The sequence below is a fragment of the Trueperella bernardiae genome (assembly GCF_030246965.1).
Classification (GTDB): Bacteria; Actinomycetota; Actinomycetes; order Actinomycetales; family Actinomycetaceae; genus Trueperella; species Trueperella bernardiae.
This window is the reverse complement of the sequence record NZ_CP127099.1, coordinates 2038341-2060961: the sequence shown is the minus strand read 5'-3', so window position 1 is coordinate 2060961 and position 22621 is coordinate 2038341. Positions and strand designations below refer to the sequence as shown.

Below are 22621 nucleotides of genomic sequence, written 5' to 3'. Positions count from 1 at the left end.
CACCTCGCGTCCAGCTCACCACCCGCCGATCCCCAACCCAAGGAAGGCACACATGGAACTTCAGCCGCACCCCGATCGCCTCTTCCCCGCCGATCCCACCACGCGCAGCATCGCCCGCGACCTGTACGCGCTGGTCAAGGACGCCCCGATCATCTCCCCGCACGGCCACGTTCCCCCGGAGTGGATCGCGGACGACGTCCCGTTCAAGGACCCCACGTCCCTCCTCATCACCCCTGACCACTACGTCAACCGCATGCTGCACGCCCACGGCGTGGAGCTGAGCGAGCTCGGCGTCGGGCAAAAGGAGTTTTCCGAGGAGCAGTCGCGCAACGCGTTCCGCATCCTGTGCGCCAACTGGTGGCTGTACCGCGGCACGCCCGTGAAGTACTGGATGGAAAACGAGCTGTTTGATTACTTCGAGGTGCGGGTGCGGCCGTCGGCGGAGACCGCCGACCAGATCTACGACCAGATCGCCGAACGCCTCGCCGACCCCGCCTACCGCCCGCGCGCCCTCTACAAGCGCTTCAACATCCAGTTCCTAGCCACCACCGACGACCCGTGCGATTCGCTTGAGCACCACGCCAAGATCCGGCAGACCTTCGACGGCACGGTCGTCCCCACCTTCCGCCCCGACAAGTACCTCGAGCCCGCCCGCGCCGACTGGCCCGAGCTGATGGCGGCACTGTCGGAGGCCTCGGGCGTGGACACGACGTCGTGGGCCGGGTTCAACGCCGCGATGGAAAACCGCCGCGCCTACTTCAAGGCCGCCGGCGCGATCTCCACCGACCACTCCCACCGCGACCCGGGCACCGCCCGCCTCTCCGACGCCGAAGCCGAGCGGATCTACCAGCAGGCCCTCGCCAGGAAGGTGTCCCCCGCCGACGCCGACGCTCTCCGCCGCTCCATGATGTACGAGCAGGTGCGCATGGCCTCCGAGGACGGGCTGGTCATGACCATGCACCCGTCCGTGTACCGCAACCACCACACGCCCACCTTCAACAAGTACGGCGCGGACGTGGGCTGCGACATCCCGCTCAAGACCGAGTTCGCCGCCGCCCTACAGCCCGCGCTCGCCGACTGCGGCGACTCCGAGAACCTGCATCTCATCCCGTTCACCATGGACGAGACCGTGTACTCGCGCGAACTGGCGCCGATGGCGGGCTTCTACCGGTCGGTGTTTATCGGCGTGCCGTGGTGGTTCATCGACGCGCCCGAGGCGATGGCCCGCTTCCGCGGCGCCGTCACCGAGACTGCGGGCTTTACCCGCACGTCCGGCTTCATCGACGACACCCGCGCCTTCTGCTCCATCCCCGCCCGCCACGACGTGTCGCGCCGTATCGACGCCGGGTACGTGGCCAAGCTGGTGGCCGAGCACCGGCTAGAGATGGATGAGGCCGAGGAGGCCATCCGCGAGCTGGTGGTGGGCAACCCGGTGCGGGCCTTCAAGCTCGAAGGCTAGGGCCCGGTCGGGGCCCGGTCGCGGGCGGCGGGCGACCGTTCAACAACGGCTTCTTCCTCGAGCCCACCGTACTAGTGGACGTGGAACCGCATCCTCGCGCCGGACTTCTTCTAGCCGGCTGGTGCTGGCTAGCCCCGTCGGCTGGTGGCGCCCGCACATACGTGGATCCCCCGGTGTTCTTTTCAGAACACCGGGGGATCCACGCGCTAGAGGTGGACTCTCACCTGAAGGTGATTAGTCCTCCCGACGCTTCCGCGACACCAGGAAGGCACCAGCTGCAGTCAGCATGGTAGCCGCAGCAGCCAAGCCGCCCACGGTAGCACCCGTGTACGAGAGCTTGCCGGTGCCGGACTTCGGCGCAGTCTTACCCGCGACCGTGATCGTGGACGTATCGAGGACGTTGCCGTCCTTGTCCGTCACGGTGACCGTGATCTTGTCGCCGGGCTTGGCATTCGGATCGGCGGTGATGACCAGGTTGCCATCCTTGTCGATCTGAGCCTTACCCGGGCCCTCGACCGTGACCTTAGCGTCGCCGGGGACCTTGCCGCCGTCATTCGGGATCACAACGGTCTCGCCAGGCTTGACAGAACCGTCGCCCCAGTTCGGCTTATCGGCCTCAGGCTGCTTGTCCGGATCGGTAACCGTGACCTCGATCTTGTCTATCTCGTTGCCGTCCTTGTCCTTGACGATAACTACGATCTTGTCACCAGGCTTGGCGTCCTTATCGATGTCGACAACCACGTTGCCATTCTCATCGATGGTCACCTTGCCCGGACCGTCAGTCTCGACCGTGGTGCCGTCCGGAACCGGGCCACCGTCATTCGGGATCACAACGGTCTCGCCAGGCTTGCCCGAACCATTACCCCAATCCGGGGACTTGGGAGCCTCCGGCTCGGTGACGGTGATCTTGCCATCGTTCGAGGTGTTGACTTCCTTGCCACTGTCCGGGGTCTTGCCCTCAACGGTGACGGTGTAGTTGCCATCGATCGGAGCGGTCGGGGTACCCGTGATAACACACGCACCCTTCTCCGCGTCGTAAGCGATCGTCAGACCATCGGCCAGGCCCTTAGCGGTGCAGACCAGGTCAGTGGCCTTACCCGGGTTCTCGACCGGAACGACGACCGGATCAATCGGCTTGTTAACCTCACCGTTGATCTCCGGAACGTTCGGGACCGACGGAACAACGGCACAACCGGTCTCGTCGACCTTCGCACCCTCGGGCGTATCCGGGCACTGATCCTTACCGTCGGGCACATTGTCCCCGTCGGTATCGGTCACCGTAACGGTCACCTTCGCGTTAACAGCGTCAGTACCACCGTTGTCCGGGTAGGTCACCACAACCGGGACCTCAACCGGGCCAGCAGCAACATCGGCACCCGGGGCGAACGTGATCTCACCCGTGTTCGCGTCAATTGAGGCCCAGTCGGGAGCACCCTTGGCAAGAGCGAAGGTCGTACCCGCCGGAGCATCAACCGCGCCCTCCGCGCCCTTCTTCGAGAAGGTCGGGGTCACAGTGGCGGTCTTACCAGCCTCAACCGTCGAATCGGCGTAAGCCGGCTCGAACAGCTGAGCAAGCGAACAACCATTCTCATCGACCTTCTCGCCCTTCGGCGTATCCGGGCACTGATCCTTATCGTCGGTGACCCCGTCCCCGTCCTTATCTCCAGGCTCAGGAGCGGCAGGCTCGGTCACGACAATCTTGCCAGTACCGGACTCAGAGACCTTACCCTTATCACCATCGGGGCGGTTGCCCTCAACAGTGACGGTGTATTCACCATCGATCGGAGCGGTCGGGGTACCCGTGATCACACACGCACCCTTCTCCGCGTCGTAAGCGATCGTCAGACCATCGGCCAGGCCCTTAGCGGTGCAGACCAGGTCAGTGGCCTTACCCGGGTTAGCAACCGGAACGACGACCGGATCAATCGGCTTGTTAACCTCACCGGTGATCGCCGGAACACCCGTGACCGACGGAGCAACGGCACAACCGGTCTCGTCGACCTTCACACCCTCGGGCGTATCCGGGCACTGATCCTTATCGTCGGTGACCCCGTCCCCGTCCTTATCTCCAGGCTCGGGAGCGGCAGGCTCGGTCACGACAATCTTGCCAGTACCGGACTCAGAGACCTTACCCTTATCACCATCGGGGCGGTTGCCCTCAACAGTGACGGTGTATTCACCATCGATCGGAGCGGTCGGGGTACCCGTGATCACACACGCACCCTTCTCCGCGTCGTAAGCGATCGTCAGACCATCGGCCAGGCCCTTAGCGGTGCAGACCAGGTCAGTGGCCTTACCCGGGTTAGCAACCGGAACGACGACCGGATCAATCGGCTTGTTAACCTCACCGTTGATCTCCGGAACGTTCGGGACCGACGGAGCAACGGCACAACCGGTCTCGTCGACCTTCACACCCTCGGGCGTATCCGGGCACTGATCCTTATCGTCGGTGGCCCCGTCCCCGTCCTTATCTCCAGGCTCGGTCACGACAATCTTGCCAGTACCGGACTCAGAGACCTTACCCTTATCACCATCGGGGCGGTTGCCCTCAACAGTGACGGTGTAGTTGCCATCGATCGGAGCGGTCGGGGTACCCGTGATCACACACGCACCCTTCTCCGCGTCGTAAGCGATCGTCAGACCATCGGCCAGGCCCTTAGCGGTGCAGACCAGGTCAGTGGCCTTACCCGGGTTAGCAACCGGAACGACGACCGGATCAATCGGCTTGTTAACCTCACCGTTGATCTCCGGAACGTTCGGGACCGACGGAGCAACGGCACAACCGGTCTCGTCGACCTTCACACCCTCGGGCGTATCCGGGCACTGATCCTTACCGTCGGGCACATTGTCCCCGTCGGTATCGGTCACCGTAACGGTCACCTTCGCGTTAACAGCGTCAGTACCACCGTTGTCCGGGTAGGTCACCACAACCGGGACCTCAACCGGGCCAGCAGCAACATCGGCACCCGGGGCGAACGTGATCTCACCCGTGTTCGCGTCAATCGAGGCCCAGTCGGGAGCACCCTTGGCAAGAGCGAAGGTCGTACCCGCCGGAGCATCAACCGTGCCATCCGTGTCCTTCTTCGAGAAGGTCGGGGTCACAGTGGCGGTCTTACCAGCCTCAACCGTCGAATCGGCGTAAGCCGGCTCGAACAGCTGAGCAAGCGAACAACCATTCTCATCGACCTTCTCGCCCTTCGGCGTATCCGGGCACTGATCCTCACCCGGCTTCGGGTTATCCGGATCAGCCGGATCCGGAACCCCATCGCCATCCGAGTCAGCAAGGACGGTCACCTTCGCGTTAACAGCGTCAGTACCACCGTTGTCCGGGTAGGTCACCACAACCGGGACCTCAACCGGGCCAGCAGCAACATCGGCACCCGGGGCGAACGTGATCTCACCCGTGTTCGCGTCAATCGAGGCCCAGTCGGGAGCACCCTTGGCAAGAGCGAAGGTCGTACCCACCGGAGCATCAACCGTGCCATCCGTGTCCTTCTTCGTGAACGTCGGAGAAACGGTCACAGGATCGCCACCGGCGACAGCGGTCGAATCGGCGTAAGCCGGCTCGAACAGCTGAGCAAGCGAACAACCATTCTCATCGACCTTCTCGCCCTTCGGCGTATCCGGGCACTGATCCTCACCCGGCTTCGGGTTATCCGGATCAGCCGGATCCGGAACCCCATCGCCATCCGAGTCGCCGGCAACCACCGGCAACGGAACAATATCCGTAACGTCCTTGGTTTCCGTCCCATTCGGAGTCTCGCGCGTCACGGTGTAGGTGACGGTGACGTTCGGCTGTTGCTCGTCAGCGGTGACGATCTCGGTCGGAGTGCCGGTGATCGTCTTCGTGTCTGCGTTATAAGTCAGACCCGCGGGCAGGTTGTCCACCGACTTGATCTCGCCCAGCGTGTAGCCGGAGTCCTCAAATCCGGTCGGCGTGACTTCCTGGTTGTATTCGGTGCCGCGAACGCCCGCCATGAGCGGGGTGTCCGTGACAACGACGATGTAGGTGCGCGCAAGACGGACGTCGACGGGGTCGGCGCCATCGCGCGGAACGGAAGCGTTTCCAGTCACCTTCACGAGGAAGCGGCCGGTCTCGGTCGGCTTGCCCGTGATCTTGCCGGTGTCGGGATCCATGCTCAGGCCGTCAGGCAGGCCGTCAGCGGTGAGCCCAGAGAGGGTCGTCCCGTCCGGTGCCTTGGGAAGTGCTTCCTCATCGTAGTCGGAGTACTTCGAGCCCCACGGCAGCTCGGTGCCGCGCGTGGCGAGGAAAGCGTCCGAACCGAGAGACGCACCCCTCTGACCATCGTTCACGCCGTACAGGGTGGCGGTGTAGACCGTGTCGGCGGTCAGGTCGGCGGGGACCTGGTAGTCACACGAGGCAAGGCTCAGGTTCGTGTCCGGCGTGAGACCCGTACACTCGTGGACCTGGTTTCCCTTTTGGTCCGTCCAGACGATGTCGTAGGTGAGGTTCTCGTTCGTCAGCACGCCGCCGGTGTACGTCTTGGCGGTGTCGCCAGGCGCGGCAGGGTTGAGCTGGGTGTCGTAGTTGACGACGTCGAACTCGAGTGGCGCCGGGGACAGAAGGATGTCCGCCAAAGTCACACTGTCGATCGTGCCGCCGACGGCGAATCCAACCTGGCCGAAGTTGGCACCGTTCCAGGTTCCGCGCCCATCGACACGCTGCCAGCGCTGGATCGACCACGGCGACATGACGCCAACGTTGTTCGGAAGATCAACCGGGGCGACGTACATCCAGTCCCAGTTGGTGTGCTTGGATTGCAGGTTACCGTTCAGGAACGAGCCCGTGTCCCACGAGTCGGCCAACTTATGACACTTATCACCAGTGATGCCACAGGCGTTAGCCGAGTTTCCGTAGATGCCACGGAAGTACAGCTGGTACTTCCCGTCCGCGCCCGTCGTTGCGGTGACGGTCTCTGCAACCCAAGTGGGATCAGCCTTAATCTGCTCGCTGATCCAGGCCTGCAGCGAGTTCTCGTCGGTCGCGGTCCAGCCGTTTCCACGCAGGGTCTTGCCCGCGAAGGCCGCAGCAGCGTGCACCTTAATCGCGGCGACCGCCTCATCGCTGAGGTAAGATCCCTGGATCGTGATTCCAGAGAGCGGGTAGTCCGCTCCGCCCTGGTAGAGCATCGACGTGGAGAAGTCTATGGCGCCGTTGGGAACGTTTGCGTTCCAGAACACGGTTCCGCCAACAGAGCCATTAAGACCCTTGCCGACGTTATTACCCTCGCCGGAAACAGCCCAATCATTACGATCCGGCTTGGCCAGGACGTTGTCCGTGTTCTTGGCATAGTTAATGTAGACGCCGCGGATGGAGGACTTTCCGGAATCCCAGGTCGCCATCACAGTGTTATCAAGCGTGGGATCAGCGGGTGCCCACGACGTTGCGTAGTGGTTGATGAGCCGGTAATCGGCCTTGGTTCCGTCAGGAAGCTCGGCCCAGATGCGAACCTTCTCCCTCCAACCGAGGCGCGAGTCGTTGCCCGCGAGATCCTTCGTGCCGGCGGCGCCGGTGTCGACCCGCCCCTCGAAGTAGCGCACGCGCCCGATCGAATCAAAGTAGGGCTTCATGTCGATCGAGAAGTTACCCTGAGCGTCCGCAGTGGAGTAGTAGATCGGGGAGTAGCTGTAGGGGAAGTCAGCGTTGCCGGCGCCCTCTCGCCACTGCACGTAGACCTTCACACCCTCGATGGGTCCGGTGTACTCAAAACCGGTGTTATTCGATGCGTAGGATTCGATGAAACGCGTCGTGCCCGACACGGTGTAGGGAGCATTTCCCTTCCCCGTCGACTCGATCGCCGTCCCAGTCGACCGTACGGCCGTAGTTCCACCGGAACCGTCAGGAGCGGGGGCCGCTACGGCGCCCCCTCCTGCAAGCCCGGTAGCGATGATTGCCGTTGTGCCTACGACAGCCATCGCCTTCCTTACTATCCGAGAGATCACAAATCTCTCCTTCCTCTCAATTTGGATTCGAATTGAGCTCGTTCACTGCCCAATCGGTGCGTACATCAGTAGAATCGTGAATCACTTGCCTAATGGGCAACCTGTGGCAACCAAAAGACTCGCCTTGAGAGCCCCCTCCCCCCACAAAACCATACGATAGCCATGCGCATGAAATTAGCGCTGGATTGATTCCAGTATACTAAGTGCCGCCGTCGCAGATCCAGCATTGCCGTCAAAACGGACAAAATCACAGCTCAGAGCCCTGTCCGACATCTCACATACCAAACAGGGCACTGAATCCACGGGAAACCCTTACTAATAACAGGTGATATAGTGCGTTCCGCGTCACACCGGCGCTGACAGCTCGCGCCCCTCATCGATCGCGCTACGAGTCCAGGCTGGCTTATCTCGGTTCGGGCCGCTGGTCGGTTCAACCGGCCGCGAATTAAGAAAACCCGGACGATTGTGGGGCGACCTCACCATAAACGAAGATCGCCCCACAACCGTCCAGTCCGCTTTAGTCGCCGTGTACCTGCGCTCCGCGGATCACGGCGCGGGCCGCCCGCACCAGCTCCCCGTCCGTCACCGACCGCACGCTCTGCCCCCCACCCGGGCCGGTCGGGCCCGTAGGGATCTGGCGGCGGGCCGACATGTGAAACTCCTCGACCCCGGCCTCACGCAGGGCAGGAATCGCCTCCAGGGCCACGCCCCCGCCAGCCATGACCGTGACACCCGCACCCAGCCGATCCAACTCGGCCTTCAACTGCGCGAGCACGGGAGCGCCGTCACCGGCACGGGACTTGCCGCCCGAGCTCAGCACGCGCGTCACGCCGCCCACCTCTGCCAGCTGGCGCGCCACCTCCGCCGGGCCGACCCCGGCGCCAAACAGCACATCCACGCACCGGTGAACCACCACGTCCACCTCCGGGTTGCGCTCCCTGGCCACCTCGGCCCACTGGCGCAGCCGCGCCACGTCCAGCTCAAGGCCCGCAGGCCCCTCGCGCAACGCGCCCACCACCACGGTTGCGGCCCCGCGGGAGACCACCCACCGCACGTCGTTGGCGATGACCGCGGCCTCGGCGTCGTCGTAAACGAAGTCACCCGCGCGCGGACGGACGAGCACGCAAACGGGGATGCCCTCCACTACGCACGCCTCCACCATCGCAAGCGACGGGGTCAGGCCCCCGACCTCCAGGGCGCTGCACGCCTCCACCCGGTCGGCGCCCGCCTCCCGCGCAATCCGCGCGCCCGCGGCGTCCTGCACTGCAATCTCTAGCACGTGACCTGTGCCTCCCACTCAAAACCTTCATCAAAAGGATACATCGGGCGGTCGATGCGCGAATGACCCAGCCGCACCAAATCTTGATCCACACCGCCCGGCGTGAGCGCCATCTTCCACGCCGCCGCCATCTCATACAGGTCAGGTTCGAGGTAACCGATCTTCACCACCACCACGTCCGCCTCGCGCGGCTTGAGCCCCGCGATCGTAAACGCCTCCTCGGTGGCGTACTGCATGCGGTTCTGCGTCACGACGACGACCGCGCCGCTCGGCCCGCCCTCCCCCAACGGCCTCAACACGGCGACCTCGCCCGCCCGCGGGTCGACGGCCAGGTTCTCCACCTGCACGCTCAGGGCCAGCGTGCCCGGCTCGCGGGCGTCAATCTTCCCGCCGAGCTGCACCTCGATCCGGGCGCCCACGCCCGCCTCGGCCGCGAGCGCCACCGTGGCGGCGTCGTGAATCGAGGCAAAGATCGCGGACAGCTCGCCGGCCGCCACCGGCTGGAAGGTCAAGAGACGCCAGAGGGCGAAGGTGACGTCATCAGCGCCGCCGGCACCCGGATTGTCACCCGTGTCGGAGATAAAGGTCGGGCGGGCGGCCGTCCGCGCCCACTCCAAGCAGCCGTCCATCGAGTCCACCGGCGCCACGAAGCCAAACTCCTCATGGCGGGCCCAGATCTCCCGCGCGTAATCACGGGCCACCCCGGACACCCGCTCCTGGTCATCGCCCGTGACCACCACCGCCGCCTTGCACCGCGGCTGGTCCGCCCAGGCGAACCCGATCCAGAAACCCACATCCAGGATCCCCGGCATCGCCTCCAGATGCGGAATGCGCCCATAGAGGGAAGCGGCCGGCTCAAGGCGAGTGGATGTGCGTTCACCCGGCAAAAGAAAAGGCATGTGCACCAGCGCCTTCGCCGGCTTGCCGAGCCCGCTCAGCAAGCGCGTGACGAGATTCTTCATCGCGCGTCGGCGGGATTCGAGGGCGTCGACGTGCGGGGCCTCCCGGTAGGTGGTCAGCAGGTCACACCCCGCGAACAGCGCCTCGGAGACATTTCCATGCAGATCTGTGGACAGGGAGACCATCGGCTCCGGCCCGATCACGGCGCGGATCGCGGTGATCAGGTCGCCCTCGGCGTCGTCGAGCCCCGCTACGCTCATGGCGCCATGGACGTCAAAGAAGAAGCCATCAAGCGGCGCTTGGTCCGTAAGGACGGCGAGCCCGTCCAAGATCTCCGCCTTCCATACCTCATACGTGGCCCGCTCCAGCACGCCACCGGGCAACGCTCGCGCGTGGAAGATTGGAAGCCACGTCACCGCCTTGCTCCACGTCTCGTGGATCCAGCCGTAGCGCCCCAGCACCTCCTCACCGCGCGTGATCTCGAAGTCCTCCGCCACCGCCGGCTGCGGCGAGAACGTGGATGACTCGATGTGGATACCTGCGATTGCGATGCGCATGACTTACCTTTCAACGATGAGAGCGACGGGGAAAGAGGAGGTCGGCGCCGGGCACGACGCCGGGATACGGCTACCGTCCGGGGCGAGCCAGAAGGCGCGCGCAAGGTCGGCGGCGCCAGCCGAGCCGGCGGCCTCGCCTTCGCGGACGAAATAGGCCGTCGCGCCCGGAGTGAGCAGGGAGAAGGGCGCAGGCCCGGGCGTAGAGGCGTAGATGTAGCGCCCGTAGGTCCTCATCCACTCACCGAGCTCGGCAATCACGCGGGCCTGGTACGGGTCGAGCGAGCCGTCGGCGCGCGGGCCCACATTGAGCAGGAGGTTGCCGCCGTGGGAGGCGACGTCGACGAGTAGCCAGGCCGCCTCGGCTCCGCTGAGCCGGTCGGCGGGGTTGTCGTTGCGGTTGTACCCAAACGAGCGGTTCAGGCCGCGAGTAGACTCCCACATTTCCGGAAGCGGTTCGTCCACCTGCGTGTACTCGCGGGTCAGGTAGCCATGGAAGGGGATCCCCCAGCGGTCGTTGATCGTGGCCTCATGCTCGGCCAGATAGCGGGTGAGGATGGCGGACAAACCCCACTCCTCCGGCCCCTTGCCGGCGTCGGGCCAGTCGATGTCGTTCCACAAAAGGTCTGGATGGAAGCGGTCGATCAGCTCGCTCAGCTGGCCGGCGGCATAGCGGGCAAAGGCCTCGTCATTGCGACGAAAGGCGAAAAGGTCCTCGTCCGAGCGGATGGGCGGGAGGTGCGACACGTGCCAGTCGAGCGCGCCGGAGAAGTACAGGCCGAGCCGGGCGCCGGCCGCCCGGGTGGCGTCCGCGACCACGGAGATGACGTCCGGGCCACCACGCGAGACGGAGGAAAACGGCGTCGTTGCCGTGTCCCACAGGCAAAAGCCGTCATGATGCTTCGTGGTCGGCACGATGTAGCGCCCGCCCGCCGCCACCAACGTGGCGACCAGGTTGGCCACGTTCTCCGGCGAGGGCGCAAAGCGAAAGGCGAGGTCCTCGTAGCTGGTGCCGACCCCGAAGGTCTCCTCATGCCACGTCGCACACGGCGAGCCAGGGATGCGCACCGTATTGGCGTACCACTCCGCATACTCGTGATAGTCGTAAGCCAGCTCGGGCGGCGTCTTGCGGCCCGCCTCGCGCCGGTAGGCCCAACCCGGCATCGAATAGATGCCCAGGTGGATAAAGAAGCCGAGCTTAGCCTCCGTGAACCACTGCGGCACTTCGTGTGCCGGGTAGGTGGTGCGGGCGGCCAAGTCTGCAGGGCCGGTTCGATGTTCAAACGTGTTATCCATAATCTCTCCCGTCACTGCACCGGAGCGCTGACCACCAGGTCATGGGCGCTGCGGGCTATCCCCGTCAGCGCCGAATTCGCGCCCAGGCTCGCCGCCTCGATCCGTAGCCGTTCCGTCGCCATCGGCACCGCCGAGCCCAGCAGCGAAACCCGAAACGCGTTCATGAAAGCGGTCAGCTCGCTCATCGCCCCGCCCACCACCACGTCACAGGGGTTGACGAAACTAATCAGCGGCCCGAGCGCCTTACCCACCAGCATCCCCGAATTGCGGATCAGCTGGGTGATGTGCGGGAACTGATTCTGGCCCGCCTCCACCAGCTCCGCCATCGAGCCCAGCTCCATGAACTGCGCCGCGTCCCGGCGAATTGCCGCGCCCGACGCCACGGTTTCCAAGCAGCCCGACTTCCCGCACCCGCACACAAACGGCGAATCCTCCACCACGCGCGCATGGGAGACGTCGCCAGCGATGCCCATCCCGCCCGTGTAAATCTTGCCGTCGATCACCAGCGCGCCGCCGATCCCGGAACCGGCCTTAATGTAGAGCAGTGGCTGGTGTTCCGGGCCGCGCACACTCGCCTCGCCAAGCGCCGCCGCCCGCGCGTCGTTCTCCACCACGCAATCCACGTCCGCCAGCTCGGCAACGATCGCACGCACGTCGGCGTCGTGCCACCCCGGCATGCGCGAGGGCAAGACGATGCGCCGTGTGCTCGCGTCAACCGGGCCGGGAACCGCGATGCCGGCAGCGAGGATGTCGGCGCCGGGAAACTCGCGGTCGCGCAGTTCGCGCCACAGGTCCACCAGGCGTTGGAGGACAGGGCGCGGGCCGGGGGCGAGGTCGATCGGCACCTCCTGCGCCTCCACGATCGGGCCGACGTGATCGGAGAGCGCGTAACGGATGTGGCTTGTGCCGATTTCCGCGGCCGCAACGAGCACGGGCGGGGCGATGCTCTCCAGCTGGGTGGAGCGCCGGCCGCGAGCGGGGGAGGCGGGTTCCACCTCGCGCACGCGCTCCTGGCTGACCAGCGAGCGGGCAATGTTCGACGCCGTCGACGACGACACGCCGAGCTTCTCGCTCAGGTCCGAACGGTTCTTGGCCGCGCCTGCGCGAATGAGCCGGTAGGCGGACTCAAGCAGATCGGGGCTCACAGTAGCAAAACCCTGTTCGCTAGCCATGGATGCCTCACTTCATCGACGACGGTTGTGTTTCCTATATCACCACTAAGATCCAAACAACGCAATTGATTTTCTAAACTGGCAAGAGGTTTTCCAAAAACCCCACACTCTGGATCACATCCTGCTATTTTGGAAACAATCCCAGGGTTTGTGCCACACGGCACAAAACGTGAGTCAAAGGAGGCACACATGACCCGCGCATCACGGCGAGCTAGCATCGTCGCCACCGTGGCAGGCGTCGCCCTGCTCCTGTCCGCCTGCGGCAGTGGAAGCTCGTCCACGCCCTCAGGCGCCACCAATCCATCAGGCTCCGCCGACGGTGACGGATCGACCGTCACCGTCGCCATGGACACCCCCACGTGGATCTTCCCCATCTCCGCCCCCGGCAAGACGCAGGGCGAAAACGGCATCTTCATCGAGATGCTCTACCCCTCGATGTACTCCTTCACCCTCGACGGTGAGCACGCCTACAACATCGACGAAAAGCGTTCCATCGCCAACATCCCCGAGATCAGCGACGACGGGCTGACCTACACCATCACCCTCAAAGATCGCACCTGGTCCGACGGCGAAAAGCTCACCACCAAGGACATCGACTTCTGGTACAACCTTGTCCTCAACAACAAGGCCGATTGGGCCTCCTACCGCGAAGGCGGCTTCCCGGACAACGTCACCAGCTTCGAGATCGTCGACGACAAGACCTTCACCATCACCACCACCGAGCCCTTCTCCGGTGGCTACTTCGTGGGCAACCAGCTCAACTCCGTGCGGCCCATGCCCGCACACGCCTGGGCCAAGACCTCCGACGACGGCGAGATCGTCGACTTTACCGATCCGCAAAACGCCAAGGACATCTATGCCTATCTGCGTAGCGCCGCCGAGGATCCGGCCAACTACGCCAGCAACGCCCTGTGGCAGACCGTCTCCGGCCCCTGGAAGCTGACCTCCTACACGCCGTCCGGCGAGGTCGAGCTCGCCGCCAACGACTCCTACGACGGCACCGACCCGGCCACCTTCAGCCATGTCATCTACAAGCCCTTCACCTCCGACGACGCCGAATTCAACACCCTGCGCGCCGGCGGCATCGACTACGGTTACATCCCCGCCGGCAACATCTCCCAGCGGGACTACATCGAAGGTCAGGGCTACACCGTCTCCCCGTGGTACGGCTGGTCCATCACCTACATGCCGTTCAACTTCAACCACCCCAAGTCCGGGCCGATCTTCGCCCAGAAGTACGTGCGCCAAGCCATGCAGCAACTGATTGACCAGGAGACCATCTCCAAGGTCATCTGGAAGGGCATGGCGGCCCCCACCTGCGGGCCAGTCCCGCAGGAGCCCGGCGCCGCCGGCACCACCGAGGGCTGCGCCTACTCCTTCAATCCCGACGCCGCCCGAAAACTGCTCGAAGATCACGGCTGGGCCATCAACCCCGACGGCGTGACCACCTGTGAAAAGCCCGGCACCGGCGCCGGCCAGTGCGGCGAAGGAATCGAGGCGGGCGCAGAAATGCGCTTCACTCTTATCTCCCAGTCCGGCTTCACCGCCACCCACGACATGATGGCGGAGCTGAAGTCCCAGTTCGGCAAGCTCGGCATCGTGCTGGAGATCCAGGAGGTTCCCGACTCGGTGGCCGTCTCGCAGGTGTGCAAGAAGGACGACCCCAACTGTGAATGGGATCTATCCTTCTTCGGCTCCGAAGGCTCCTGGTACTACCCGCCCTTCGCCTCGGGCCAGCGCCTGTTCGCCACCGGCGCGCCGGTTAACCTCGGCGCCTACTCCAACCCGGAGGCGGATAAGCTCATCGACGCCACCCTCGTCTCCTCCGACGAGTCGGCAATGAAGGACTACAACGACTTCCTGGCCGAAGACCTGCCCGTCCTGTGGATGCCGAATCCGGTCAACCGGGTCTCGGCCTACAAGTCGGATATCTCCGGGATCGATCCGCAAGATCCGATGCTCGGCATGTACCCCCAAGATTGGACACGTAAGTAACACACGCTGACGGGCCGGCTGGCTTTCGCCAGCCGGCCCGCGAGGGGCAACTATGTGGCGATACATTCTTCAACGGCTCGGTCAGGCATTCGCGGTCATGCTCATCGTGACCTTCTTGACCTTCCTCCTTCTTCATCTTCTTCCCGGCGGCGCCGCCCGATCCGCGCTCGGCCTGGATGCCACGCAGGCGCAGATCGATGCCTACAACGCGCAGATGGGCTACGACCAGCCCTTCCTCACGCAGTTCGGCCTCTACGTCCAGCGCCTCCTGAGCGGCGACCTCGGATACTCCTTCCGGCTCAACCAGCCGGTAGCCGACGTCATCCTCCAGCGCCTGCCCAAGACCATCCTGCTGAGCCTTCTCGCCACCACCCTCGCCGTCATCATCTCCATCCCACTCGGCGCCATCCAGGCCGTCTACCGCAACACCAAGGTCGACTACGCCATCACCGGGATCGCGCTCCTGGCCTACGCCACCCCGCTGTTCTTCCTCGGCATCATCTTCATCGTGGTCTTCTCCCAGTGGTGGCCAATCCTTCCCCCGCAAGCCCCGCAAGGCTTCACGGTCGCCGAGATCCTCAGCCAATGGAAGGGCCTCATCCTGCCGGTGGTGACCCTCGCCGTCGTCGCCCTCGCCGCGTTCACGCGCTACGTGCGCTCCACGATGGTCGACAACCTCAACGAAAACTACATCCGCACCGCCAAGGCCAAAGGCCTTTCCCCCTCGCGCGTGACCATCCGCCATGCTCTGCGCAACTCCCTCTTCCCCGTGATCACGCTACTCGGCATGTACATCCCCGCCCTCTTCTCCGGCGCGCTCGTGGTCGAACAGCTCTTCAACTATCCCGGCATGGGCCTCATGTTCTGGCAGGCAACCCAGACCCGCGACTACCCCATCCTCCTGGCCTCCACCCTCATCGTTTCCCTCGCCACCGTGATCGGCGCCCTCATCGCCGACATTCTCTACGCCGTGGCCGATCCCCGCGTCCGACTTTCTGGAGGTGACAAATGAGTGAGTCCATCAACGACGCGGTGGCCGGCATCCCCGCCTCAAGCCGCAGTTCCTCGAGCCACAGTGCCGGCGTTGCCGGAGGTGGATCCGGCGGTGCTGCCGTCGTCGTCGGCGACGCCACGCACGCACGGCGCCAACTCGGCATCGGACGCCAAGGCATAGCCGTCTTCTTCGAGAACAAGCTCGCCGTCCTCGGCCTGTGCCTCGTGGTCGCCCTCATTCTCTTTTCATTCGTTGGCCCCCTGATCTACCACACCGATCAGGTCCACACCGACCTCGCACACGCCTACCTCGCCCCCGGCGAGCTCGGCCACCCGCTCGGCACTGATTCCGTCGGCTACGACCAGCTCGGCCGTCTCATGCTCGGCGGGCAGACCTCCCTCATCGTGGGCCTGTGCGCCGGCCTGCTCGCCACCGCCTTCGGCACCCTCTGGGGAGCCGCGGCAGGTTTCATCGGCGGCTGGGTCGACGCCGTCATGATGCGCCTCGTCGACGCCCTCATGTCGATCCCCGCGCTATTCCTGTTCATGCTGATCGCCACGATCATCACCCCCACAGTCCCGCTACTCGTGCTCGTCATCTCCGCGTTCGCGTGGCTCAACCCGGCGCGCATGGTCCGCGGTGACTCCATCGCATTGCGCTCGCGCGAGTTCATCCTCGCCATGAAGGGCATGGGCGGCTCCCCGGGGCGGGCCGTGCGCACCCACATCGTGCGAAACTCCATCGGTACCGTCATCGTCAACGCCACTTTCCAGGTCGCCGACGCCGTCCTGTACGTCGCCTACCTATCCTTCCTCGGACTGGGCGTTCCGCCGCCCGCAGCCAACTGGGGCGGCATGCTCTCCTCCGGCCTGTCCGAGGTCTACTCGGGCAACTGGTGGCTGATCCTTCCCCCCGGTATCGCGATCATCGTCCTGGTGCTTGCCTTCAACTTCGTTGGTGACGGCCTGCGTGACGCCTTCGAAGTGCGCTTGAGGAAGAGGTAGACATGGATACCCTGCTATCAATCGAGGACCTCTCGGTTCGCATCCCCCGCCGAAAAGACGAGGTTCAGCCGCTGTCCGGCGTCAACCTGACAGTCGGACGCGGGCAGACCCTCGGCATCGTCGGCGAATCCGGCTCCGGAAAGACCATGACGGCGCTCGCCCTCATGGGCCTCCTACCCTCCAACGGGTACGTCTCCTCCGGGCAGATCACCCTGGACGGCAAGGCGCTTGTGGGGATGGACGACGCCGAGTTGCGTCGCCTACGTGGCACCGAGGTGGGCATGATCTTCCAAGATCCCATGACCTCCCTCAACCCCACGATGACCATCGGCGACCAGATCGGCGAACCGCTGCGCGTCCACCACTCGGCGTCGAAGAAGGAGGCCTACGAGGCGGCCATCGACATCATGCGGCGCGTGGGGATGCCCCGACCCGACAAGATCGTCGGCGACTACCCCCACCAGCTCTCCGGCGGCATGCGTCAACGCGCGATGATCGCCATGGCCCTCATTTGCCGGCCCAAGCTCCTCATCGCCGACGAACCGACCACCGCCCTCGACGTCACCACCCAGATGCAGATCCTCGACCTCATCGACGACGTCAAGGACGAGTTCGGCTCCTCCGTCATCCTCGTCACCCACGACCTCGCGGTGGTAGCCGGGCGAGCGGACTCCGTGGCCGTCATGTACTCGGGGCGCGTGATGGAGCAGGCCCCCTCGCGCGAGCTGTTCACCAACCCGCGCCACCAGTACACGCGCGCCTTGCTCGCTGCACTACCCGAGCGCGCCCACAACGCCGACGCCGAGCTGTACTCGATCCCCGGCTCCCCGCTGGAGATCACCGAGGAGGTCACCGGGTGCCCGTTCGCGCCGCGTTGTGCCTTCGCCCAGGACGTGTGCCACACCGTGACACCGACGCTCGGGGAGGGCAGCCACAAGGTGGCCTGCCACTTCCCCGGCGGCAAGCCGCTTACCAACGAGCTACGGTCCGTGTCGCGCAACGATGCTCTCGATGAGAGCAAGCCGATTCTTCAGGTCAGCCACGTCTCGCGCAACTTCCCCGCCTACGGCGGCTCGCTCGTGCGGCGCAAGATCGGCACCGTCTCGGCTGTCTCCGACGTCTCCTTGACCATCTACGAGGGCGAGGTCTTCGGGGTGGTCGGCGAATCCGGGTGCGGCAAGTCCACGCTCGGCCGGCTCATCGCCGGGCTCGACGACGTCTCCGAAGGCGAGATCGAGGTGGGAGGCGTGCGACTCTGCGGCCTGCGCGGTAAGGAGCGGAAGAAGTTCCACGCCCAGGTCCAGATGATGTTCCAGGACTCCGCCGCCGCGATGGATCCGCGCATGCGGGTGGACGAGATCATTCTCGAGCCGCTCAACATTCAGAAGGTGGGCACCCGCGCCCAGCGCCACGACCGTGTGGCCGCTCTCGTGGAGCAGATCGGCCTACCACGCGACGCCCTTTCCCGCTACCCGCACGAATTCTCCGGCGGCCAGCTCCAGCGCATCGGGCTCGCCCGCGTGCTCGCGCTGAACCCGCGGCTGATCGTGTGCGACGAGCCGGTCTCCGCCCTCGACGTCTCCGTTCAGGCTCAGGTGCTTAACCAGATGCGGGCCCTGCAACAGCGCTACTCGCTGGCCTACGTGTTCATCAGCCACGACCTGTCGGTGGTCCAGTACATGTCCGACCGCATCGCCGTCATGTACCTGGGCAAGATCGTGGAGTACGGCGACGCCGACAGCGTCGCCCGCCGCCCACTCCACCCCTACACGAAGGGGCTGGTGGACGCCGTCCCCCGCATCGAGGACGCCTTCACCGAGGAGGTCTCCCGCCTCAAGATCGACGGCGAGACCCCTTCCGCGATGGATCCGCCCAGCGGCTGCCGCTTCCGCACCCGCTGCCCCTTCGCCCAGGACATCTGCGCGGCGCAGGAGCCGGCGCTGCGAAAGCTCCGTACAGGGCAGGGCAACGACCAGTTTGTGGCCTGCCACTTCCCGCTGGTGGACGGCGTGCAGGCCCGAGTCACGCCGGCTATTGCTGGGTCGGGGCCGGGTGTTGCCGGGCGGGCGTAGGCTCTGAGTTTGAGTGTCCCCGCAGGCCGCTTCACCGCGGCCGCCCGGAAATCCCGCGCGCTCTGCCGGCCTGCCCCGACACTTCACGTGAACATACCGGCCACCGATCGCTATACGCGCCCGGCAGGCCCCAGATTCCTGAGTTGCGTCGGCCGCGGGTCTCCGGCTGTGGTCGAGGGTCCTCGGCTGCGGCCGGGGACCCTCGACCACCCCACGGTCACCGCGCGGTTGCGCCGAGGTCGGCCGCGCCGATGATTCCCGCGTCGTTGCCGAGGGAGGCCGCAACGATCTTCGCACACGGGAAGCCGCCCAGGCCCATCTGGCGGGTGTACTCCCGGCGCGTCGGCTCCAACAGCAGCTCCCCCGATTCGGACACACCGCCGCCAATAAGGAAGAGGTCCGGGTCGAAGATCATGCCAAGCGAGGCCATGCCGGCACCCAGCGCCGTGCCGATCTCCTCAAAGATTCCCAGCGCCACCGGGTCCCCCGCGAGCGCGAGGGGATCGACGTCGCGGGCCGTGGCCAGCCCGTTCGTGGCCGGCAGGCGTTCAGCCGCGAGCGCGTTCATCCGGCTACCCGAGCAGTACTGCTCCCAGCACCCCACACGTCCGCACCCGCACGGCAGTCCGCCCGGCTCGTAGGTGAAGTGCCCGAGCTCGCCAGCCAGGCCGTGCCTGCCCTCGAGCACCCGATCGCCGAAGATCAGCGCGCCTCCGATCCCGGTGCCCACCGTAACGGCCACCACCGAGTCATACCCTCGCGCCGCGCCGAATCGGTATTCGGCCCAAGCCGCGGCGTCGGCGTCGTTGACCAGGCGGACGGGAAGCCCAAGCGCTGAGGATAGCGGCGTGCGGACGTCCACGTCCGTCCAACGCAGGTTGGCCGAGGTGCGCACGACGCCGGCGTCCGAGTCCACCGTGCCGGCGAAGCCCACACCCACGCCGCCGATCTGGTCAAGGCCGAGGCCGTGCGCGCTGACGAGGGCCTTAACCTCGCGTGCCATGTCGGCGATCGTTGACTGCGGCGCCCCCGGATAGGAGGCGAACCTTTCCTTGGCGAGGATGTTTCCACCGTCAACGAGGCCGACGGCAATCTTCGTGCCGCCGACGTCGATTCCCACGCGCATCATTCATGCCTCCTAGGTCGATACTTCAGATGGCTAGTGTTGGATCCGATAAGCTTGAACGCCTCCCGCGCCACGCCCATGAGCGGGGCGTTCGCGCCGTTGGGTGCGATGTCAATGACGAGATCCTGGCTGGCGGTGGAGCTGGCAGTATCAAACACCGAGGCACGCAGGGAGCTCATGAACACGCCCAGCTGAGCGAGCGAACCTCCCACGTAGATCGCGCCGGGGTTAATGAAGTTGACGATCGGCCCCAAAGCCCGGCCAATCAGCTCCCCAGACTGGCGCACGTACGGGTTGATTTCTGGCATGTCGTTAAGCACGGCGTCGACGATCGGGCGGTCGCCGAGGTCGAGGCCCGCACTCAGCGCCCGCTCGCGAATCATGGCACCCGAGGCCACCGCCTCCAGACACCCGATGCGCCCACAGGCGCACAGGTTGTTGAGGTTGGGATCGACCCGCGCGTGGCTGATGTCTCCCGCGAAGCCGCCCGCGCCTTGGTAGAGCTCGCCGTTGATGACCACCGCCCCGCCGATGCCGGTACCCGCCTTGACGTAGATGTAAGAATCGGCGGACACGTAGGGCAGCTCCCCCACCGCGCATGCGCGCGTGTCGTTTTCCACCCATACGGGCAGGCCCGTCATCTCATTGAGGATCCCGCACAGGTCCGCCCCGTGCCAGCCGGGCATGCGGGCGGGTAGGACGAGCTTGCGCGTGATCGCTTCCACCGGGCTGGCCACGGACAGGCCGATCGCGCCAATCTTGCACTCCGCGAAGTGCTCCTCTCGTAGCTGATTCCACCGTTCGACCAGGGTGGCCATCACCTTTTCGGGCGGCGAAGGGGAATCGAAGACGATCTCTTTCGGTTCGCGCATCGGGTGGATGGAGTCCATGATGCCGAAGCGCAGGTGGTGGGCGCCGACCTCTGCCACCGCCACCACCTCGGCGGTGTCGATTGAGACAAGGATCTTTGCCGGCCGCCCGCCGGTGGACCTGTTCGATTCTATTTCCTTAATCAGCTCCTGTTCGATGAGGCTGCGGGCGACGTTCGACGCTGTCGACGACGAAATCCCCATCGAGTGCACCAAATCCGATCGACGCCGGGCAACGCCTGACTTGATCATTCCGTATGCGGTGTCTAGCAAGTCGGTGCTTACCGCAGGATTCTTCGCCACTTAAACTCCTCCTTGAGCCGTGGTATCCGCTCTAGAATCAGTGTATCCTCCTACGAGCCTTTTTCCAACTTGGCGAAACCATATCGTTATTATTTTGCAAATTGCACACTGCGTGGATGAAGTGTGTTAAGCTCGAGGTCAGTTGAGGCGCACCGAAGGCGATGTGCCAATACTGATTCGGAACCCGAATCTCGTCACCACGACACAACAATCCTCAAGGGGGAGGAAACATGACAAAACTTTCGTCAATCACTAAGGTCGGAGCCCTCTTTGCTTCGGGCGCCCTGATCCTCTCCGCCTGCTCAAACGGTGCAGGCGGCTCGGAGTCCACCACCACGCCCACCAGCGGCGGATCGCAAACCTCCGCCTCCGGTGAACCCGTCACCATCGAGTACCTGCACCGCCTGCCCGACGGCGAAGGCATGGTCCCCGTCGCTGACATCGTCGCACGCTGGAACGAGGAGCACCCCGACATCCAGGTCACCTCCACCAAGTTCGACGGCGCCCCGGCCGACCTGATCAAGAAGGTCCAGACGGACGTCTCGGCCAACAACGCGGCCTGCCTCTTCCAGGCCGGATACGCCGATCTAGCCGAGCTCTACGTCGGCGGTCTCGTCCAGGACGTCACGCAGTACGCCACGAAGTACGCCGACAAGTTCGGTGATGGCCCGTTCGGCTCCATGCAGCTCGACGGCAAGTACTTCGGCCTGCCGCAGGACACCGGCCCGCTCGTCTACTACTACAACAAGGCCGCGTTCGAGGAGCTTGGCCTCAACGTTCCGACCACCTCGCAAGAGTTCATCGACACCGCCAAGAAGGCAGCCGAGAAGGGCAAGTACATTGCCACCTTCCAGACTGACGAGGCCGGCTCGATCTTCCCGGCACTGTCCGCGGCTGCTGGCGACCAGTGGTTCGCCATCGACGGCGATTCTTGGAAGATCGACGTCACGGGTAAGGGCACCTCGGCCGTCGCCGACTTCTGGCAGCAGCTGCTCGACGCGAAGGCTGCGCCCGTGATCGAGCGTTGGGGCGCTGACTGGAAGTCCAAGCTCAACGACGGCACCATCATCGGCACCATCGGCGCCGCGTGGGAGGCCCCGCTCCTCGCTGACGACATGGCCGGCTCCGACAACGTCGGCAAGTGGTCCATCGCCCAGCTGCCCGACTTCGGCAACGGCGGCGGCACCGGCCCCAATGGCGGCTCCGGCGTCGTCGTGTCCAAGACCTGCCAGTACCCCGAGCAGGCCATGGAGTTCAACGCCTGGTTCAACACCCAGGTTGACGACCTCGCCTCCCAGGGTCTCGTGGTCGCCGCGGCCGACAAGCCCGCCAACCCCAAGTACGCCTCCTTCTACGGCGATGAGGATGTACTCGCCCAGTTCGCCACCGCGAACGACGCGATGAAGCCCTTCCTCTACATCCCGGGTTGGTCGGCCGTGTGGAGCAACCTCGGTGAGAACGCCGCCGCCGCAGGCAGCGGGTCCAGCTCAGTGGCTGACGTGCTCAACCAGGCTGCCGACACCGCCAAGAAGGCCATCGAAAACGCCGGCCTGACGGTGAAGTAAGAACACTTGTTCTTTTGCTGTGGGGGCGCCGAAAGGTGCCCCCACAGCAAAAGAACGGGATGCAGAAAC

General features: G+C 64.9%; 13 protein-coding genes. 6 read left to right on the top strand and 7 right to left on the bottom strand.

Going from position 1 to position 22621, the window contains the following annotated elements; translation table 11 throughout:
• Positions 1–52 precede the first annotated feature (52 nt).
• Complete coding sequence (uxaC, locus tag QPC17_RS09370) at positions 53–1459, top strand: glucuronate isomerase (RefSeq protein WP_062614185.1); 1407 nt, start codon at positions 53–55, stop codon at positions 1457–1459.
• A gap of 234 nt (positions 1460–1693) precedes the next feature.
• On the opposite strand, the gene QPC17_RS09365 is transcribed toward uxaC, so the two are convergent.
• The 5 genes from QPC17_RS09365 to QPC17_RS09345 all read right to left on the bottom strand — a co-directional run bounded on the left by QPC17_RS09365 (position 1694) and on the right by QPC17_RS09345 (position 12624).
• Complete coding sequence (locus tag QPC17_RS09365; RefSeq protein WP_285347284.1) at positions 1694–7240, bottom strand: Rib/alpha-like domain-containing protein; 5547 nt, start codon at positions 7238–7240, stop codon at positions 1694–1696.
• A gap of 700 nt (positions 7241–7940) precedes the next feature.
• Positions 7941–8702 carry a copper homeostasis protein CutC gene (locus QPC17_RS09360; RefSeq protein WP_285347283.1) on the bottom strand — a complete coding sequence of 254 codons (762 nt, stop codon included), beginning with the start codon at positions 8700–8702 and terminating at the stop codon, positions 7941–7943.
• Entirely contained in the window at positions 8696–10159 is a 1464-nt protein-coding gene (locus QPC17_RS09355; RefSeq protein WP_062612712.1) for a M81 family metallopeptidase, read from the bottom strand. The genes QPC17_RS09360 and QPC17_RS09355 overlap by 7 nt, the downstream gene beginning before the upstream one ends.
• A 3-nt stretch (positions 10160–10162) precedes the next feature.
• Positions 10163–11452, bottom strand: a complete 1290-nt coding sequence (locus QPC17_RS09350; protein WP_082661087.1) for an alpha-L-fucosidase — start codon at positions 11450–11452, stop codon at positions 10163–10165.
• A gap of 11 nt (positions 11453–11463) precedes the next feature.
• A complete protein-coding gene (locus QPC17_RS09345; protein ID WP_062612716.1) occupies positions 11464–12624 on the bottom strand; it encodes an ROK family protein in 1161 nt (386 codons plus the stop codon).
• A 189-nt stretch (positions 12625–12813) separates the two neighbouring features.
• On the opposite strand from QPC17_RS09345, the gene QPC17_RS09340 reads away from it, so the two are divergent.
• Genes QPC17_RS09340 through QPC17_RS09325 form a run of 4 tightly spaced genes read left to right on the top strand, consistent with a single transcriptional unit; the run spans position 12814 to position 18689 of the window.
• A complete protein-coding gene (locus tag QPC17_RS09340) occupies positions 12814–14619 on the top strand; it encodes a peptide ABC transporter substrate-binding protein (protein ID WP_285347282.1) in 1806 nt (601 codons plus the stop codon).
• 52 nt (positions 14620–14671) lie between these two features.
• Positions 14672–15631: an ABC transporter permease gene (locus tag QPC17_RS09335; RefSeq protein WP_062612721.1), complete on the top strand. Its 960-nt coding sequence runs from the start codon at positions 14672–14674 to the stop codon at positions 15629–15631.
• Positions 15628–16617 (top strand): ABC transporter permease, encoded by a 990-nt coding sequence (locus QPC17_RS09330; protein WP_083281071.1) that lies wholly within the window; start codon positions 15628–15630, stop codon positions 16615–16617. The genes QPC17_RS09335 and QPC17_RS09330 overlap by 4 nt, the downstream gene beginning before the upstream one ends.
• A gap of 2 nt (positions 16618–16619) precedes the next feature.
• Positions 16620–18689: an ABC transporter ATP-binding protein gene (locus QPC17_RS09325; protein WP_285347281.1), complete on the top strand. Its 2070-nt coding sequence runs from the start codon at positions 16620–16622 to the stop codon at positions 18687–18689.
• A 217-nt stretch (positions 18690–18906) separates the two neighbouring features.
• Here the strand turns inward: QPC17_RS09325 and QPC17_RS09320 are convergent, their stop codons facing one another.
• Together QPC17_RS09320 and QPC17_RS09315 are read right to left on the bottom strand one after the other, a co-directional pair.
• On the bottom strand, positions 18907–19818 hold the full coding sequence (locus QPC17_RS09320) for an ROK family protein (RefSeq protein ID WP_101923875.1): 912 nt from the start codon (positions 19816–19818) through the stop codon (positions 18907–18909).
• Entirely contained in the window at positions 19815–20987 is a 1173-nt protein-coding gene (locus tag QPC17_RS09315) for an ROK family protein (RefSeq protein WP_145989883.1), read from the bottom strand. Before QPC17_RS09315 ends, QPC17_RS09320 begins: the two co-directional genes overlap by 4 nt.
• A gap of 230 nt (positions 20988–21217) precedes the next feature.
• On the opposite strand from QPC17_RS09315, the gene QPC17_RS09310 reads away from it, so the two are divergent.
• Positions 21218–22552: an ABC transporter substrate-binding protein gene (locus QPC17_RS09310; RefSeq protein ID WP_285347280.1), complete on the top strand. Its 1335-nt coding sequence runs from the start codon at positions 21218–21220 to the stop codon at positions 22550–22552.
• The last annotated feature ends 69 nt before the right edge of the window (positions 22553–22621 follow it).